We start from the raw sequence: 14,666 nt of genomic DNA on the forward strand, positions 1-14,666 counted from the left end.
GGGGTTGTTTAGCCCGCTCTCTGCTCCGCCAGGAGGAAAGGCCTTGAAAGACCTACTGAATTTGCTGAAAAACCAGGGTCAAGTCGAAGAGTTCGACGCCATCCGTATTGGGTTGGCATCGCCTGAGATGATCCGTTCGTGGTCGTTCGGTGAAGTTAAAAAGCCGGAAACCATCAACTACCGTACGTTCAAACCTGAGCGTGACGGCCTGTTCTGCGCCAAGATCTTTGGCCCGGTAAAGGATTACGAGTGCCTGTGCGGTAAGTACAAGCGCTTGAAGCACCGTGGTGTGATCTGCGAGAAGTGCGGCGTTGAAGTTGCATTGGCCAAGGTTCGTCGTGAGCGCATGGCGCACATCGAGCTGGCTTCGCCGGTTGCCCACATCTGGTTCCTGAAATCGCTGCCGTCCCGTATCGGCTTGCTGATGGACATGACCCTGCGTGATATCGAACGCGTTCTCTACTTCGAGAGCTATGTCGTTATCGATCCAGGCATGACCACCCTTGAAAAAGGCCAACTGCTGAACGACGAGCAGTACTTCGAAGCGCTGGAAGAGTTCGGTGACGATTTCGATGCCCGCATGGGTGCCGAAGCGGTCCGTGAATTGCTGCACGCTATCGACCTGGAGCACGAGATTGGTCGCCTGCGTGAAGAAATTCCGCAAACCAACTCCGAAACCAAGATCAAGAAGCTGTCCAAGCGTCTGAAGTTGATGGAGGCCTTCCAAGGTTCCGGCAACTTGCCAGAGTGGATGGTGCTGACCGTTCTGCCGGTTCTGCCGCCAGACCTGCGTCCGCTGGTGCCGTTGGATGGTGGTCGTTTCGCGACGTCCGACCTCAACGATCTGTATCGCCGAGTGATCAACCGTAACAACCGCTTGAAGCGCCTGCTTGATCTGTCCGCTCCGGACATCATTGTGCGCAACGAAAAGCGTATGTTGCAGGAAGCGGTCGATGCCCTGCTGGACAACGGTCGTCGTGGCCGCGCTATCACCGGTTCCAACAAGCGTCCTCTGAAATCCTTGGCTGACATGATCAAGGGTAAGCAAGGTCGTTTCCGTCAGAACTTGCTCGGTAAGCGTGTTGACTACTCCGGTCGTTCGGTAATTACCGTAGGCCCGACCCTGCGTCTGCACCAGTGCGGTCTGCCTAAGAAGATGGCGCTCGAGCTGTTCAAGCCGTTCATTTTCGGCAAGCTGGAAATGCGCGGTCTCGCGACCACCATCAAAGCGGCCAAGAAAATGGTCGAGCGCGAACTGCCAGAGGTCTGGGACGTTCTTGCTGAAGTGATTCGCGAACACCCGGTTCTCCTCAACCGTGCACCGACCCTTCACCGTCTGGGTATCCAGGCGTTTGAACCGGTACTGATCGAAGGTAAGGCTATCCAGCTGCACCCTCTGGTCTGTGCTGCGTACAACGCCGACTTCGACGGTGACCAAATGGCCGTGCACGTACCGCTGACACTGGAAGCCCAGTTGGAAGCGCGTGCGTTGATGATGTCGACCAACAACATCCTGTCGCCAGCCAACGGTGAGCCAATCATCGTTCCGTCGCAGGACGTTGTATTGGGTCTGTACTACATGACGCGTGAAGCGATCAACGCCAAGGGCGAAGGTCGTGTGTTCGCTGACCTGCAGGAAGTTGACCGTGTGTTCCGTGCCGGCGAAGCCGCACTGCACGCCAAGGTCAAGGTGCGGATCAACGAAACCGTCAACGACCGTGACGGCGGCAGCGTGACCAACACCCGTATCGTCGACACCACTGTCGGTCGTGCGCTGTTGTATCAAGTTGTGCCAAAAGGTCTGTCGTACGACGTCGTCAACCTGCCGATGAAGAAAAAGGCGATCTCCAAGCTGATCAACCAGTGCTACCGCGTGGTTGGTTTGAAAGAGACCGTGATCTTCGCTGACCAGTTGATGTACACCGGTTTTGCTTACTCGACTATTTCCGGCGTTTCCATCGGTGTTAACGACTTCGTTATCCCGGATGAAAAAGCTCAGATCATCGGCGCTGCTACCGATGAAGTGAAAGAGATCGAAAGCCAATACGCCTCCGGCCTGGTAACCCAGGGCGAGAAGTACAACAAAGTGATCGACCTTTGGTCCAAAGCCAACGACGAAGTGTCGAAGGCAATGATGGCTAACCTCTCGAAAGAGAAGGTTATTGACCGTCATGGTGTGGAAGTCGACCAAGAGTCGTTCAACTCGATGTACATGATGGCCGACTCGGGTGCGCGGGGTTCTGCTGCGCAGATCCGTCAGCTCGCCGGTATGCGTGGCCTGATGGCCAAGCCGGACGGTTCCATCATTGAGACGCCGATTACCGCGAACTTCCGTGAAGGCTTGAGCGTACTTCAGTACTTCATCTCGACTCACGGTGCTCGTAAAGGTCTGGCGGATACCGCGTTGAAAACCGCTAACTCCGGTTACCTGACTCGTCGTCTGGTAGACGTGGCGCAAGACTTGGTTGTGACTGAAGTCGACTGCGGCACCGAACACGGTCTGCTGATGACTCCGCACATCGAAGGCGGTGACGTTGTTGAGCCGTTGGGTGAGCGCGTACTGGGTCGAGTCATCGCCCGTGACGTATTCAAGCCAGGTACCGAGGAAATTATCGTTCCTGCTGGCACCCTGGTAGATGAGAAGTGGGTCGAGTTCATCGAGCTCAACAGCATCGACGAAGTGATCGTTCGCTCGCCGATCAGCTGCGAAACCCGCTATGGCATTTGCGCCAAGTGCTACGGCCGTGACTTGGCTCGTGGTCATCAGGTGAACATCGGTGAAGCGGTCGGCGTTATCGCTGCCCAGTCCATCGGTGAGCCGGGTACCCAGCTGACCATGCGTACGTTCCACATCGGTGGTGCGGCAAGCCGGACCTCCGCAGCCGATAGCGTTCAGGTGAAGAATGGCGGTACCGTCCGTCTGCACAACCTGAAGCACGTTGAGCGAGTGGATGGTCACCTGGTTGCCGTGTCCCGTTCCGGTGAGCTGGCAATCGCTGATGACTACGGTCGTGAGCGCGAGCGCTACAAGCTGCCGTACGGTGCTGTGATTTCGGTTAAAGAGGGTGACAAGGTCGACGCTGGCGCAATCGTGGCCAAGTGGGATCCGCACACTCACCCAATCGTTACCGAAATGAAAGGTACCGTGACCTACGTGGGCATGGAAGAAGGCATCACGATCAAGCGTCAGACTGACGAATTGACCGGTATGACCAACATTGAAGTACTCGACGCGAAAGATCGTCCAGCTGCCGGTAAAGACATCCGTCCTGCCGTGAAGATGGTTGATGACAACGGTAAGGATCTGTTGCTGCCAGGCACTGACGTAATCGCTCAGTACTTCCTGCCAGCCAACGCCCTGGTCGGTGTAGCGGATGGTGCGAAGATCGCGATCGGTGATGTTATCGCGCGTATCCCGCAAGAAACTTCGAAGACCCGTGACATCACCGGTGGTCTGCCGCGTGTTGCCGACTTGTTCGAAGCTCGTCGTCCGAAAGAAGCGTCGATTCTGGCTGAAGTCAGCGGCACCATCGCGTTCGGTAAAGAGACCAAGGGCAAGCGTCGTCTGGTCATTACCCCGAACGACGGTAGCGATCCGTATGAAGAGCTGATTCCGAAGTGGCGTCACCTGAACGTCTTCGAAGGCGAACAGGTAAACCGCGGCGAAGTTATCTCTGACGGTCCAAGCGATCCACACGACATCCTGCGTCTGCTGGGTGTAAGTGCGCTGGCCAAGTACATCGTTAACGAGATCCAGGACGTTTACCGCCTGCAAGGCGTGAAGATCAACGATAAGCACATCGAGACCATCCTGCGTCAGATGCTGCGTAAAGTTGAAATCGCTGAATCCGGCGATTCCAGTTTCATCAAGGGCGACCAGATGGAACTGACTCACGTGCTGGTAGAGAACGAGCGCTTGAGCGCGGAAGACAAGTTTGTTTCCAAGTTCACTCGCGTGCTGCTGGGTATCACCAAGGCGTCGTTGTCCACTGAGTCGTTCATCTCGGCGGCCTCCTTCCAGGAGACCACTCGCGTACTGACCGAAGCAGCGGTAACCGGCAAGCGCGATTACCTGCGTGGCCTGAAAGAAAACGTGGTTGTGGGTCGACTGATCCCGGCCGGTACCGGTTTGGCTTACCACAGCGAGCGTAAGCGCCGCCGTGAAGCTGACAAGCCGCTGCGCGTAAGCGCCAGTGAAGTGGAAGCTGCACTGACCGAAGCACTGAACTCAAGCGGTAACTGAGTTCAGCGATAAATAAGTCCGGGCCCTGGCAGCCCCCATTCGTCGGATCGAGGCAGTATTGCCCCGGTTCAATGAGAGGGGACGTCGGGGCCTTGCCTTGACTGGGGGCAAGATCCTCTTTAGACTCTTGTACCCCTAAATTTGGCGGGAATTCGTTCCTGCCATTTTGCTTTTCTTGTAAGACAATAGCGTCGCAAGACAACAGTGGAGCTAGTAGATGGCAACTATCAACCAGCTGGTACGTCAGCCGCGTAAGCGTATCGTCGAGAAATCCGACGTGCCTGCGCTGCAGAACTGCCCGCAACGTCGTGGCGTATGCACTCGCGTGTATACCACTACGCCGAAAAAACCTAACTCGGCACTGCGTAAAGTATGCCGTGTGCGTCTGACCAACGGTTTCGAGGTTTCCTCGTACATCGGTGGTGAAGGCCACAACCTGCAAGAGCACAGCGTGGTACTGATCCGCGGCGGTCGTGTAAAAGACTTGCCAGGTGTTCGTTACCACACCGTACGCGGCTCCTTGGATACTTCCGGCGTTAAAGGTCGTAACCAGGGTCGTTCGAAGTACGGTACCAAGAAGCCTAAGTAGTAGCGGCTTTTTGCAAAACTGAATCATCTTATTTTCTGAGTCGATAAGAGTAAGGTCGGAGGCGCCCCTGAAGGGCACCAATTCCGAGCGAACCTGAAGACCGTTTGAGGGCTTATCCATGCCAAGAAGACGCGTAGCAGCCAAGCGCGAAGTGCTTGACGATCCAAAATACGGAAGCCAGATCCTGGCCAAGTTCATGAACCACGTGATGGAAAGCGGCAAGAAAGCCGTTGCCGAACGTATCGTTTATGGCGCGCTGGAAAAGGTTAAAGAACGCAAGAACAGCGACCCCCTGGAAATCTTCGAGAAAGCTCTCGACGCCATCGCTCCGCTGGTCGAAGTGAAGTCGCGCCGTGTAGGCGGTGCTACTTACCAGGTTCCGGTTGAAGTTCGTCCGTCCCGTCGTAATGCTCTGGCAATGCGCTGGTTGGTAGACTTCGCCCGTAAGCGCGGCGAGAAGTCTATGGCTCTGCGTTTGGCTGGCGAACTGTTGGACGCTGCTGAAGGCAAAGGCGCTGCAGTTAAGAAGCGTGAAGACGTGCACCGTATGGCTGAAGCTAACAAAGCTTTCTCGCACTACCGCTTCTAAATCCAGCGTCACTAATTTTGCGAGGGCTTTATGGCTCGTACTACACCGATTAATCGCTACCGTAACATTGGTATCGTTGCTCACGTGGATGCTGGTAAAACCACCACCACCGAGCGCGTCCTTTTTTACACTGGCAAAAGTCACAAGATGGGCGAGGTGCATGACGGCGCCGCGACCACAGACTGGATGGTTCAGGAGCAGGAGCGTGGTATTACCATTACTTCTGCTGCTATTACCGCCTTCTGGAAAGGTTCCGAGAAGCAGTACAAGGACGAGCACCGCTTCAACGTTATCGATACCCCAGGCCACGTAGACTTCACTATTGAAGTTGAGCGTTCCCTGCGCGTACTCGACGGCGCTGTCGTTGTGTTTTGCGGTACCTCGGGTGTTGAGCCTCAGTCGGAAACCGTATGGCGTCAAGCCAACAAGTACGGCGTTCCACGTCTTGTTTATGTAAACAAGATGGACCGTGCTGGTGCCAACTTCCTGCGCGTGATCGGTCAGATCAAGCAGCGTCTGGGTCACACTCCGGTGCCTATCCAATTGGCTATCGGTTCCGAAGATAACTTCCAGGGTCAGATCGATCTGATCGCCATGGAAGCTGTCTACTGGAATGACGCTGACAAAGGTATGGTCCCTGTTCGCAAGCCTATCCCTGCAGAACTGCAGGAGCTGGCTGACGAGTGGCGCAACAACATGGTGGAGGCTGCGGCCGAAGCCAGCGAAGAGCTGATGAACAAGTACCTCGAAGGTGAAGAACTCACCAACGTGGAAATCAAGGCTGCTCTGCGTCAGCGTACTATTGCTGGCGAGATCGTCTTGGCTGTTTGCGGTTCCTCGTTCAAGAACAAGGGTGTTCCCCTGGTTCTCGATGCTGTGATCGACTACCTGCCGGCTCCAACCGACATTCCTGCTATCAAGGGTACTAACCCTGATAACGAGGAAGAAGAGATGGAGCGTCATGCAGACGACAGCGAGCCTTTCTCGGCCCTGGCGTTCAAGATCGCTACCGACCCATTCGTGGGTACCTTGACCTTCGTCCGCGTTTACTCGGGCGTGTTGGCCTCCGGCGACGGCGTGATCAACTCGGTTAAAGGTAAGAAAGAGCGCGTGGGTCGTATGGTGCAAATGCACGCAAACGCCCGTGAAGAGATCAAGGAAGTGCGCGCTGGTGACATCGCGGCCTTGATCGGCATGAAGGACGTCACCACTGGTGAGACTTTGTGCGACGCTGCTAAGCCAATCATCCTGGTTCGCATGGACTTCCCGGAGCCGGTTATTTCGGTTGCCGTAGAGCCTAAGACCAAGGATGACCAGGAAAAAATGGGTATCGCTCTGGGCAAGCTTGCTCAGGAAGATCCATCTTTCCGCGTCAAGACTGATGAAGAGACTGGTCAAACGATCATCTCCGGCATGGGCGAGTTGCACCTGGACATCCTGGTTGACCGGATGCGCCGTGAGTTCAACGTCGAAGCCAACATCGGTAAGCCTCAGGTTTCCTATCGTGAGCGCATCACGAAGAACTGTGAAATCGAAGGCAAGTTCGTTCGTCAATCCGGCGGTCGTGGTCAGTTCGGTCACTGCTGGATCCGTTTTGCTCCTGCTGACGAAGGTCAAGAAGGTCTGCAATTCGTGAACGAAGTAGTTGGTGGTGTTGTTCCTAAGGAATACATCCCGGCTATCCAGAAGGGTATCGAAGAGCAGATGAAGAACGGTGTTGTTGCCGGCTATCCGCTGATCGGCCTGAAAGCAACCGTTTTTGACGGTTCTTACCACGACGTCGACTCCAACGAGATGGCGTTTAAGGTGGCTGCTTCCATGGCAACCAAGCAACTGGCCCAGAAGGGCGGTGGTGAGTTGCTTGAGCCAATCATGGCGGTAGAAGTTGTTACACCTGAAGACTATATGGGTGATGTCATGGGCGACCTTAACCGTCGTCGCGGCATGATCTTGGGTATGGAAGACACGGTTTCCGGCAAAGTGATTCGCGCCGAGGTTCCGTTGGGTGAGATGTTCGGTTATGCGACCGACGTTCGCTCCATGTCCCAGGGTCGCGCAAGCTACTCTATGGAATTCAAAAAATACAACACAGCTCCGGCGCACATCGCTGAAACTGTATCCAAAAAACAAGGCTGATTCAGTCCTTTAGGCAAGGAGTTAATTGTCGTGGCTAAAGAAAAATTTGATCGTTCCCTACCGCACGTCAACGTTGGCACCATCGGTCACGTTGACCACGGTAAAACCACTCTGACTGCTGCTCTGACTCGCGTTTGCTCCGAAGTATTCGGTTCCGCAATCGTTGATTTCGATAAAATCGACAGCGCACCAGAAGAAAAAGCTCGTGGTATCACCATCAACACCGCGCACGTTGAGTACAACTCTTCGATCCGTCACTACGCTCACGTTGACTGCCCAGGTCACGCTGACTATGTGAAGAACATGATCACCGGTGCTGCCCAGATGGACGGCGCTATCCTGGTTTGCTCGGCCGCTGATGGTCCGATGCCACAAACCCGTGAGCACATCCTGCTGTCCCGTCAGGTTGGCGTTCCGTACATCGTGGTTTACCTGAACAAGGCTGACCTGGTAGACGACGCTGAGCTGCTGGAACTGGTTGAGATGGAAGTGCGCGATCTGCTGAGCACTTACGACTTCCCAGGCGACGACACTCCGATCATCATCGGTTCTGCTCGTATGGCTCTGGAAGGCAAAGACGACAACGAAATGGGCACCACGTCCGTTAAGAAGCTGGTTGAGACTCTGGACAGCTACATCCCAGATCCAGTTCGCGTTATCGACAAGCCATTCCTGATGCCGATCGAAGACGTATTCTCGATCTCTGGTCGTGGTACTGTTGTTACCGGTCGTATCGAGCGCGGTATCGTTAAGGTTCAAGATCCACTGGAAATCGTTGGTCTGCGTGACACTACCGTCACCACCTGCACCGGTGTTGAAATGTTCCGTAAACTGCTCGACGAAGGTCGTGCAGGCGAGAACTGCGGCGTTCTGCTGCGTGGTACCAAGCGTGACGACGTTGAGCGTGGCCAGGTTCTGGTTAAGCCAGGTTCGGTTAAGCCGCACACCAAGTTCGAAGCTGAAGTGTACGTGCTGAGCAAAGAAGAAGGCGGTCGTCACACTCCGTTCTTCAAAGGCTACCGTCCACAGTTCTACTTCCGTACTACTGACGTGACTGGTAACTGCGAACTGCCGGAAGGCGTTGAAATGGTAATGCCAGGCGACAACATCAAAATGGTTGTCACCCTGATCAAAACCATCGCAATGGAAGACGGTCTGCGCTTCGCTATTCGTGAAGGCGGCCGTACCGTTGGTGCTGGCGTTGTAGCTAAAATCATCGAGTAAGCTCTTTTTGAGTTAGCTCCGATGCTTTGAGAAAGCCCCCGCTCAGCGGGGGCTTTTTTATTGGGTTGACACCTACTGGGGGCGTCTATAGAATTGCGCCTCCTTTTAACGGGCGTATTGCGCCCGGTGGGAATAGCAGCCGGAGTCTGAAATCCAATGCAAAATCAGCAAATCCGTATCAGGTTGAAGGCTTTTGACCATCGCCTGATCGACCAATCCACCCAGGAAATCGTGGAAACCGCGAAACGTACTGGTGCACAAGTGCGTGGTCCAATTCCACTGCCTACCCGTAAAGAGCGGTTCACCGTTCTGGTCTCCCCGCACGTCAACAAAGACGCGCGTGACCAGTACGAGATCCGTACTCATAAGCGCGTACTGGACATCGTCCAGCCAACGGATAAAACCGTTGATGCACTTATGAAGCTTGATCTGGCGGCCGGTGTGGAAGTACAGATCAGCCTCGGCTAAGACTTGGGTCTTAGTCGTGTAACGCTCTGAAATGGGCGGCCATAGCGGGTGAAAGCCCCGTACACTCATGAGGTTTACAACATGACTATTGGTGTAGTCGGTCGTAAATGCGGTATGACCCGTATTTTCACCGAAGAAGGTGTCTCCATTCCGGTCACGGTCATTGAGATCGAGCCGAATCGCGTCACCCAGTTCAAAACTGAAGAAACCGATGGCTATCGTGCAGTGCAAGTCACTGTCGGCGAGCGTCGTGCTTCGCGCGTGACTGCTGCTCAAGCAGGTCACTTCGCTAAAGCAAACGTTGCAGCTGGTCGTACTGTTATGGAGTTCCGTCTTGAAGAAGGCGACTACCAGGCAGGCGATCTGATCAACGCTGAAATCTTCGCCGCTGGTCAACTGGTTGATGTAACCGGTCAGTCCAAGGGTAAAGGCTTCCAGGGTACGATCAAGCGTTGGAATTTCCGTGGCCAAGACAACACTCACGGTAACTCCGTTTCCCACCGCGTCCCGGGCTCTATTGGCCAGTGCCAGACTCCTGGTCGTGTATTCAAGGGCAAAAAAATGTCCGGTCATATGGGCGCTGAGCGCGTGACCGTGCAGTCCCTCGAAGTAGTGCGCGTCGACGCTGAACGCAATCTGTTGTTGGTCAAGGGTGCTGTTCCTGGCGCTACTGGCGGCAACCTGGTTGTACGTCCAGCGGCCAAGGCTCGCGGTTAAGGGGAAGCTGACATGCAATTAAATGTAAATGACGCTCAAGCGATCGAAGTTTCCGAACTGACATTTGGCGGCGAATTCAACGAGACGCTGGTTCACCAAGCAGTCGTGGCCTACATGGCCGGCGGCCGTCAAGGTAGCAAGCAGCAAAAGACCCGTTCCGACGTTCGTGGTGGCGGTAAGCGCCCTTGGCGTCAGAAAGGTACTGGCCGTGCTCGTGCCGGTACTATCCGTAGCCCAATCTGGCGTGGCGGCGGTACCACTTTCGCAGCTCGTCCGCAGGATCACACTCAGAAGCTCAACAAGAAGATGTATCGCGCAGCACTGCGCTCCATCCTTGCTGAACTCGTGCGTACTGATCGTCTTGTCGTGGTTCAGGACTTCGCTGTTGAAGCGCCGAAAACCAAAGATCTGCTGAACAAGCTGAACGGCATGGGCCTGACTGACGTCTTGATCGTGTCTGAAGCTGTTGATCAGAACCTGTACCTGGCTGCTCGCAACCTGCCACACGTTGATGTACGTGACGTGCAAGGTTCCGATCCAGTTAGTCTGATCGCATACGACAAGGTGTTGATCACCGTGTCGGCCGTGAAGAAATTCGAGGAGCTGCTGGGATGAACCAGGAACGCGTATTTAAAGTTCTGCTTGGCCCGCACGTTTCCGAAAAGGCTACGGTTCTGGCTGACAAGAAAGGCCAGTTCGTTTTCAAGGTTGCGACTGACGCAACCAAGCTGGAAATCAAGAAGGCCGTCGAAAGCCTGTTCAGCGTGAAAGTAGAGCGTGTTACTACCCTGAATGTTCTGGGTAAGAGCAAGCGCACTGCTCGCGGTCTGGGCAAGCGTAATGACTGGAAGAAGGCAGTTATCTCCCTTCAACCAGGCCAAGATCTCGATTTCAGCAGCAGTGCTGAGTAAGGAAGGGGTGCATCATGGCAATCGTTAAATGCAAACCGACTTCCCCTGGCCGCCGTTTTGTGGTCAAGGTGGTCAACCAGGAGCTGCATAAAGGCGCTCCTCACGCACCGCTGCTCGAGAAGAAATCGAAGACTGGTGGTCGTAACAACAATGGTCGTATTACCACTCGTCACATCGGTGGTGGCCATAAGCAGCATTATCGTCTGGTCGACTTCCGTCGCAACGACAAAGATGGCATCGCTGCCACTGTCGAGCGTATCGAATACGATCCAAACCGTACTGCTCACATCGCTCTGCTGCTGTACGCAGATGGCGAGCGTCGCTACATCATCGCCCCTAAAGGCGTGAGCGCTGGCGACCAGCTGATCGCAGGTGCCTTGGCACCGATCAAGCCGGGCAACGCTCTGCAACTGCGCAACATTCCAGTTGGTAGCACCGTACACGGCATCGAATTGAAGCCAGGTAAAGGCGCGCAAATCGCTCGTTCCGCTGGTGCTTCGGCTCAGCTGATCGCTCGTGAAGGTGTCTACGTGACCCTGCGTCTGCGTTCTGGTGAGATGCGTAAAGTGCTGGCTGAATGCCGCGCGACCCTGGGTGAAGTCTCGAACTCCGAGCACAGCCTGCGTTCGCTGGGTAAAGCTGGTGCCAAACGCTGGCGTGGCGTTCGCCCAACCGTTCGTGGTGTTGCCATGAACCCGGTTGACCACCCACACGGTGGTGGTGAAGGTCGTACCTCTGGTGGTCGTCATCCGGTATCGCCATGGGGCTTCCCGACTAAGGGCGCGAAGACTCGTGGTAATAAGCGTACCGACAAAATGATCGTCCGTCGTCGCAAGTAAATAGAGGGATACGACAGTGCCACGTTCTCTGAAAAAAGGTCCTTTTATTGATCTTCACCTACTGAAGAAGATCGAAGTGGCGGCGGAAAAGAACGATCGCAAACCAGTTAAGACCTGGTCGCGTCGTTCGATGATCCTGCCACAAATGGTCGGTTTGACCATCGCAGTACACAACGGTCGTCTGCACGTCCCAGTTCTCGTTAACGAAGACATGGTCGGCCACAAACTAGGCGAGTTTGCCGGTACCCGCACTTATCGTGGGCACGTGGCAGACAAGAAAGCCAAGCGTTAAGGGGTAAGGAAATGGAAGTAGCCGCTAAGTTGTCGGGCGCTCGAATCTCCGCCCAGAAAGCCCGCTTGGTCGCCGACCAGATCCGCGGGAAGAAGGTGGGCGAAGCGCTCAACCTGTTGGCTTTCAGCAGTAAGAAAGCCGCCGAGATCATGAAGAAAGTGCTGGAGTCGGCCGTAGCCAACGCCGAGCATAACGAAGGCGCAGACGTTGATGACCTGAAGGTCAGCACCGTTTTCGTCAACGAAGGGCGTTCGCTGAAGCGTATCATGCCGCGTGCCAAAGGCCGTGCTGATCGCATCGTCAAGCGGTCTTGCCATATCACTGTCAAGGTTGCTGACAAGTAACGGAGTCGAAGAGATGGGTCAGAAAGTACATCCCATTGGCATTCGCCTGGGAATCGTCAAGGAGCACACCTCCGTCTGGTACGCAGACGGTCGGACTTATGCGGACTATTTGTTCGCTGATCTGAAGGTGCGTGAGTATCTCCAAGACAAACTAAAAAGCGCGTCCGTAAGCCGTATCGATATCCATCGTCCGGCGCAAACTGCACGTATCACCATCCACACCGCTCGTCCAGGTATCGTTATCGGGAAGAAAGGTGAAGATGTTGAGAAACTGCGTCAGGACCTGACCAAGCAAATGGGTGTGCCTGTGCACATCAATATCGAAGAGATCCGCAAGCCGGAGCTCGACGGTATGCTGGTTGCGCAGAGCGTAGCTCAGCAGCTGGAGCGTCGCGTAATGTTCCGTCGCGCTATGAAGCGCGCTGTACAGAACGCCATGCGCATTGGTGCCAAAGGCATCAAAATCCAAGTGAGCGGTCGTCTCGGCGGTGCTGAAATCGCACGTACTGAATGGTATCGCGAAGGTCGTGTGCCGTTGCACACCCTGCGTGCCGACATCGACTATGCCAACTACGAAGCTCACACCACTTACGGTGTGATCGGTGTAAAGGTTTGGATCTTCAAAGGCGAAGTAATTGGTGGTCGCCAAGAAGAACTGAAACCACAAGCACCAGCGCCTCGTAAAAAAGCTGCTAAGTAAGGGGTACGCCAAATGTTGCAACCAAAGCGTACGAAGTTCCGCAAGCAGATGACAGGCCACAACCGTGGTCTGGCTCAGCGCGGTAGCAAAGTCAGCTTCGGCGAATTCGCGCTGAAGTCTGTAGCTCGTGGTCGTCTCACCGCTCGTCAGATCGAGTCAGCGCGTCGTGCTCTGACCCGTCACGTAAAACGTGGCGGCAAGATCTGGATCCGTGTATTCCCGGACAAGCCGATTTCCAAAAAGCCCCTCGAAGTTCGGATGGGTAAAGGTAAGGGTAACGTGGAATACTGGGTAGCCCAGATTCAGCCAGGCAAAGTCCTGTATGAAATCGAGGGTGTAACTGAAGAGCTGGCGCGTGAGGCTTTTGCCCTGGCTGCTGCAAAGCTGCCGCTCGCCACCGCCTTTGTTAAACGGACGGTGATGTGATGAAAGCGAATGAACTTCGTGAAAAATCCGCACAGCAGCTGAACGAGCAACTGCTCGGCCTGCTGCGCGACCAGTTCAATCTGCGTATGCAGAAAGCAACTGGCCAGTTGGGGCAGTCTCATCTGCTCTCGCAAGTTAAGCGTGACATTGCTCGCGTGAAGACTGTGCTCAACCAGCAGGCAGGTAAGTGATCATGGCTGAAGCCGAAAAGACTGTCCGTACGCTGACTGGCCGTGTTGTCAGCGACAAGATGGACAAAACCATCACCGTTCTGATCGAGCGTCGCGTTAAGCACCCGATCTACGGTAAATATGTTAAGCGTTCGACTAAGCTGCACGCGCACGACGAAACCAATCAGTGCCACATCGGCGACAAAGTCACTATTCGTGAAACTCGTCCGCTGGCCAAGACTAAGTCTTGGGCACTGGTTGATGTTCTCGAACGCGCTGTGGAAGTCTAAGGACTAGGGGTCGGAGAAATTATATGATTCAGACTCAATCCATGCTCGATGTGGCCGATAACAGCGGCGCTCGCCGTGTTATGTGCATCAAGGTGCTGGGTGGCTCCCATCGTCGTTACGCTGGTATCGGTGACATCATCAAAGTTACCGTTAAGGAAGCAATTCCTCGCGGTAAAGTGAAAAAAGGCCAAGTGATGACTGCTGTTGTAGTCCGCACTCGTCACGGCGTACGTCGTGCAGATGGCTCCATTATCCGCTTTGATGGCAACGCTGCTGTTCTTCTGAACAACAAGCAAGAGCCGATCGGCACCCGTATCTTTGGGCCAGTGACCCGTGAACTTCGTACTGAGAAGTTCATGAAGATCGTCTCGCTCGCCCCAGAAGTGCTGTAAGGAGATCCGACATGCAAAAGATTCGTCGTGACGACGAGATCATCGTGATCGCCGGCAAAGACAAAGGTAAGCGCGGTAAGGTGCTGAAGGTTCTCGCTGACGACCGTCTGGTCGTTGGTGGTCTGAACCTGGTCAAGCGTCATACCAAGCCTAACCCGATGTCGGGCGTACAGGGCGGTATCGTCGAGAAAGAAGCGCCATTGCACGCTTCTAACGTCGCCATCTTCAACGGCGAAACCAACAAGGCTGATCGTGTTGGTTTCAAAGTAGAAGACGGTAAGAAAATTCGTGTCTTCAAGTCGACCCAAAAAGCGGTTGATGCTTGAACACTGCTAG

General features: G+C 54.7%; 18 protein-coding genes. All 18 read left to right on the top strand.

The features are described from left to right. Positions 1–43 precede the first annotated feature (43 nt). The 18 genes from rpoC to rplX all read left to right on the top strand — a co-directional run bounded on the left by rpoC (position 44) and on the right by rplX (position 14,656). A complete protein-coding gene (rpoC, locus tag A7317_RS26125; RefSeq protein ID WP_024077679.1) occupies positions 44–4,243 on the top strand; it encodes a DNA-directed RNA polymerase subunit beta' in 4,200 nt (1,399 codons plus the stop codon). Positions 4,244–4,460: 217 nt separating this feature from the next. After that, positions 4,461–4,832 carry a 30S ribosomal protein S12 gene (gene rpsL / locus A7317_RS26130; protein ID WP_002555494.1) on the top strand — a complete coding sequence of 124 codons (372 nt, stop codon included), beginning with the start codon at positions 4,461–4,463 and terminating at the stop codon, positions 4,830–4,832. A 118-nt stretch (positions 4,833–4,950) separates the two neighbouring features. Continuing rightward, entirely contained in the window at positions 4,951–5,421 is a 471-nt protein-coding gene (rpsG, locus tag A7317_RS26135; RefSeq protein ID WP_002555493.1) for a 30S ribosomal protein S7, read from the top strand. A 30-nt stretch (positions 5,422–5,451) separates the two neighbouring features. Then, positions 5,452–7,557, top strand: coding sequence for an elongation factor G (gene fusA / locus A7317_RS26140; RefSeq protein ID WP_024077678.1), 2,106 nt, complete (start codon positions 5,452–5,454; stop codon positions 7,555–7,557). A 30-nt stretch (positions 7,558–7,587) separates the two neighbouring features. After that, complete coding sequence (gene tuf / locus A7317_RS26145) at positions 7,588–8,781, top strand: elongation factor Tu (protein WP_010566854.1); 1,194 nt, start codon at positions 7,588–7,590, stop codon at positions 8,779–8,781. 156 nt (positions 8,782–8,937) lie between these two features. Further along, complete coding sequence (gene rpsJ / locus A7317_RS26150) at positions 8,938–9,249, top strand: 30S ribosomal protein S10 (protein ID WP_003186070.1); 312 nt, start codon at positions 8,938–8,940, stop codon at positions 9,247–9,249. A gap of 81 nt (positions 9,250–9,330) precedes the next feature. Further along, on the top strand, positions 9,331–9,966 hold the full coding sequence (gene rplC, locus A7317_RS26155) for a 50S ribosomal protein L3 (protein WP_007253310.1): 636 nt from the start codon (positions 9,331–9,333) through the stop codon (positions 9,964–9,966). A gap of 12 nt (positions 9,967–9,978) precedes the next feature. After that, positions 9,979–10,581 (top strand): 50S ribosomal protein L4, encoded by a 603-nt coding sequence (gene rplD, locus A7317_RS26160; RefSeq protein ID WP_003210082.1) that lies wholly within the window; start codon positions 9,979–9,981, stop codon positions 10,579–10,581. Further along, the gene (rplW, locus tag A7317_RS26165) at positions 10,578–10,877 is read left to right on the top strand and encodes a 50S ribosomal protein L23 (protein ID WP_002555488.1); all 300 of its coding nucleotides are present in this window, start codon (positions 10,578–10,580) and stop codon (positions 10,875–10,877) included. The genes rplD and rplW overlap by 4 nt, the downstream gene beginning before the upstream one ends. 14 nt (positions 10,878–10,891) lie before the next feature. Beyond that, on the top strand, positions 10,892–11,716 hold the full coding sequence (gene rplB, locus A7317_RS26170) for a 50S ribosomal protein L2 (RefSeq protein WP_003210080.1): 825 nt from the start codon (positions 10,892–10,894) through the stop codon (positions 11,714–11,716). Positions 11,717–11,732: 16 nt separating this feature from the next. Then, positions 11,733–12,008, top strand: coding sequence for a 30S ribosomal protein S19 (gene rpsS, locus A7317_RS26175; protein WP_003232420.1), 276 nt, complete (start codon positions 11,733–11,735; stop codon positions 12,006–12,008). 11 nt (positions 12,009–12,019) lie between these two features. Next, the gene (gene rplV, locus A7317_RS26180) at positions 12,020–12,352 is read left to right on the top strand and encodes a 50S ribosomal protein L22 (protein ID WP_003103908.1); all 333 of its coding nucleotides are present in this window, start codon (positions 12,020–12,022) and stop codon (positions 12,350–12,352) included. A gap of 13 nt (positions 12,353–12,365) precedes the next feature. Next, the gene (rpsC, locus tag A7317_RS26185; protein WP_003176422.1) at positions 12,366–13,052 is read left to right on the top strand and encodes a 30S ribosomal protein S3; all 687 of its coding nucleotides are present in this window, start codon (positions 12,366–12,368) and stop codon (positions 13,050–13,052) included. Positions 13,053–13,064: 12 nt separating this feature from the next. Beyond that, entirely contained in the window at positions 13,065–13,478 is a 414-nt protein-coding gene (gene rplP / locus A7317_RS26190) for a 50S ribosomal protein L16 (protein ID WP_003232424.1), read from the top strand. Beyond that, the gene (rpmC, locus tag A7317_RS26195; protein ID WP_002555481.1) at positions 13,478–13,669 is read left to right on the top strand and encodes a 50S ribosomal protein L29; all 192 of its coding nucleotides are present in this window, start codon (positions 13,478–13,480) and stop codon (positions 13,667–13,669) included. Before rplP ends, rpmC begins: the two co-directional genes overlap by 1 nt. A gap of 2 nt (positions 13,670–13,671) precedes the next feature. Beyond that, positions 13,672–13,938, top strand: a complete 267-nt coding sequence (rpsQ, locus tag A7317_RS26200; protein WP_003176419.1) for a 30S ribosomal protein S17 — start codon at positions 13,672–13,674, stop codon at positions 13,936–13,938. Between the two features lie 23 nt (positions 13,939–13,961). Next, on the top strand, positions 13,962–14,330 hold the full coding sequence (gene rplN, locus A7317_RS26205) for a 50S ribosomal protein L14 (protein ID WP_002555479.1): 369 nt from the start codon (positions 13,962–13,964) through the stop codon (positions 14,328–14,330). Between the two features lie 11 nt (positions 14,331–14,341). Further along, positions 14,342–14,656 carry a 50S ribosomal protein L24 gene (gene rplX / locus A7317_RS26210; RefSeq protein ID WP_007896770.1) on the top strand — a complete coding sequence of 105 codons (315 nt, stop codon included), beginning with the start codon at positions 14,342–14,344 and terminating at the stop codon, positions 14,654–14,656. The last annotated feature ends 10 nt before the right edge of the window (positions 14,657–14,666 follow it).

It is taken from the genome of Pseudomonas fluorescens (assembly GCF_001708445.1).
Taxonomy (GTDB): domain Bacteria; phylum Pseudomonadota; class Gammaproteobacteria; order Pseudomonadales; family Pseudomonadaceae; genus Aquipseudomonas; species Aquipseudomonas gorinensis.

What these genes read in the sequence shown, in the direction of transcription:
- rpsL (WP_002555494.1), top strand. Translation starts at nt 4,461, where the DNA reads ATGGCAACTATCAACCAGCTGGTACGTCAGCCGCGTAAGCGTATCGTC.
- rpsG (WP_002555493.1), top strand. Translation starts at nt 4,951, where the DNA reads ATGCCAAGAAGACGCGTAGCAGCCAAGCGCGAAGTGCTTGACGATCCA.
- fusA (WP_024077678.1), top strand. Translation starts at nt 5,452, where the DNA reads ATGGCTCGTACTACACCGATTAATCGCTACCGTAACATTGGTATCGTT.
- rpsJ (WP_003186070.1), top strand. Translation starts at nt 8,938, where the DNA reads ATGCAAAATCAGCAAATCCGTATCAGGTTGAAGGCTTTTGACCATCGC.
- rplC (WP_007253310.1), top strand. Translation starts at nt 9,331, where the DNA reads ATGACTATTGGTGTAGTCGGTCGTAAATGCGGTATGACCCGTATTTTC.
- rplD (WP_003210082.1), top strand. Translation starts at nt 9,979, where the DNA reads ATGCAATTAAATGTAAATGACGCTCAAGCGATCGAAGTTTCCGAACTG.
- rplW (WP_002555488.1), top strand. Translation starts at nt 10,578, where the DNA reads ATGAACCAGGAACGCGTATTTAAAGTTCTGCTTGGCCCGCACGTTTCC.
- rplB (WP_003210080.1), top strand. Translation starts at nt 10,892, where the DNA reads ATGGCAATCGTTAAATGCAAACCGACTTCCCCTGGCCGCCGTTTTGTG.
- rplV (WP_003103908.1), top strand. Translation starts at nt 12,020, where the DNA reads ATGGAAGTAGCCGCTAAGTTGTCGGGCGCTCGAATCTCCGCCCAGAAA.
- rpsC (WP_003176422.1), top strand. Translation starts at nt 12,366, where the DNA reads ATGGGTCAGAAAGTACATCCCATTGGCATTCGCCTGGGAATCGTCAAG.
- rplP (WP_003232424.1), top strand. Translation starts at nt 13,065, where the DNA reads ATGTTGCAACCAAAGCGTACGAAGTTCCGCAAGCAGATGACAGGCCAC.
- rpmC (WP_002555481.1), top strand. Translation starts at nt 13,478, where the DNA reads ATGAAAGCGAATGAACTTCGTGAAAAATCCGCACAGCAGCTGAACGAG.
- rpsQ (WP_003176419.1), top strand. Translation starts at nt 13,672, where the DNA reads ATGGCTGAAGCCGAAAAGACTGTCCGTACGCTGACTGGCCGTGTTGTC.
- rplN (WP_002555479.1), top strand. Translation starts at nt 13,962, where the DNA reads ATGATTCAGACTCAATCCATGCTCGATGTGGCCGATAACAGCGGCGCT.
- rplX (WP_007896770.1), top strand. Translation starts at nt 14,342, where the DNA reads ATGCAAAAGATTCGTCGTGACGACGAGATCATCGTGATCGCCGGCAAA.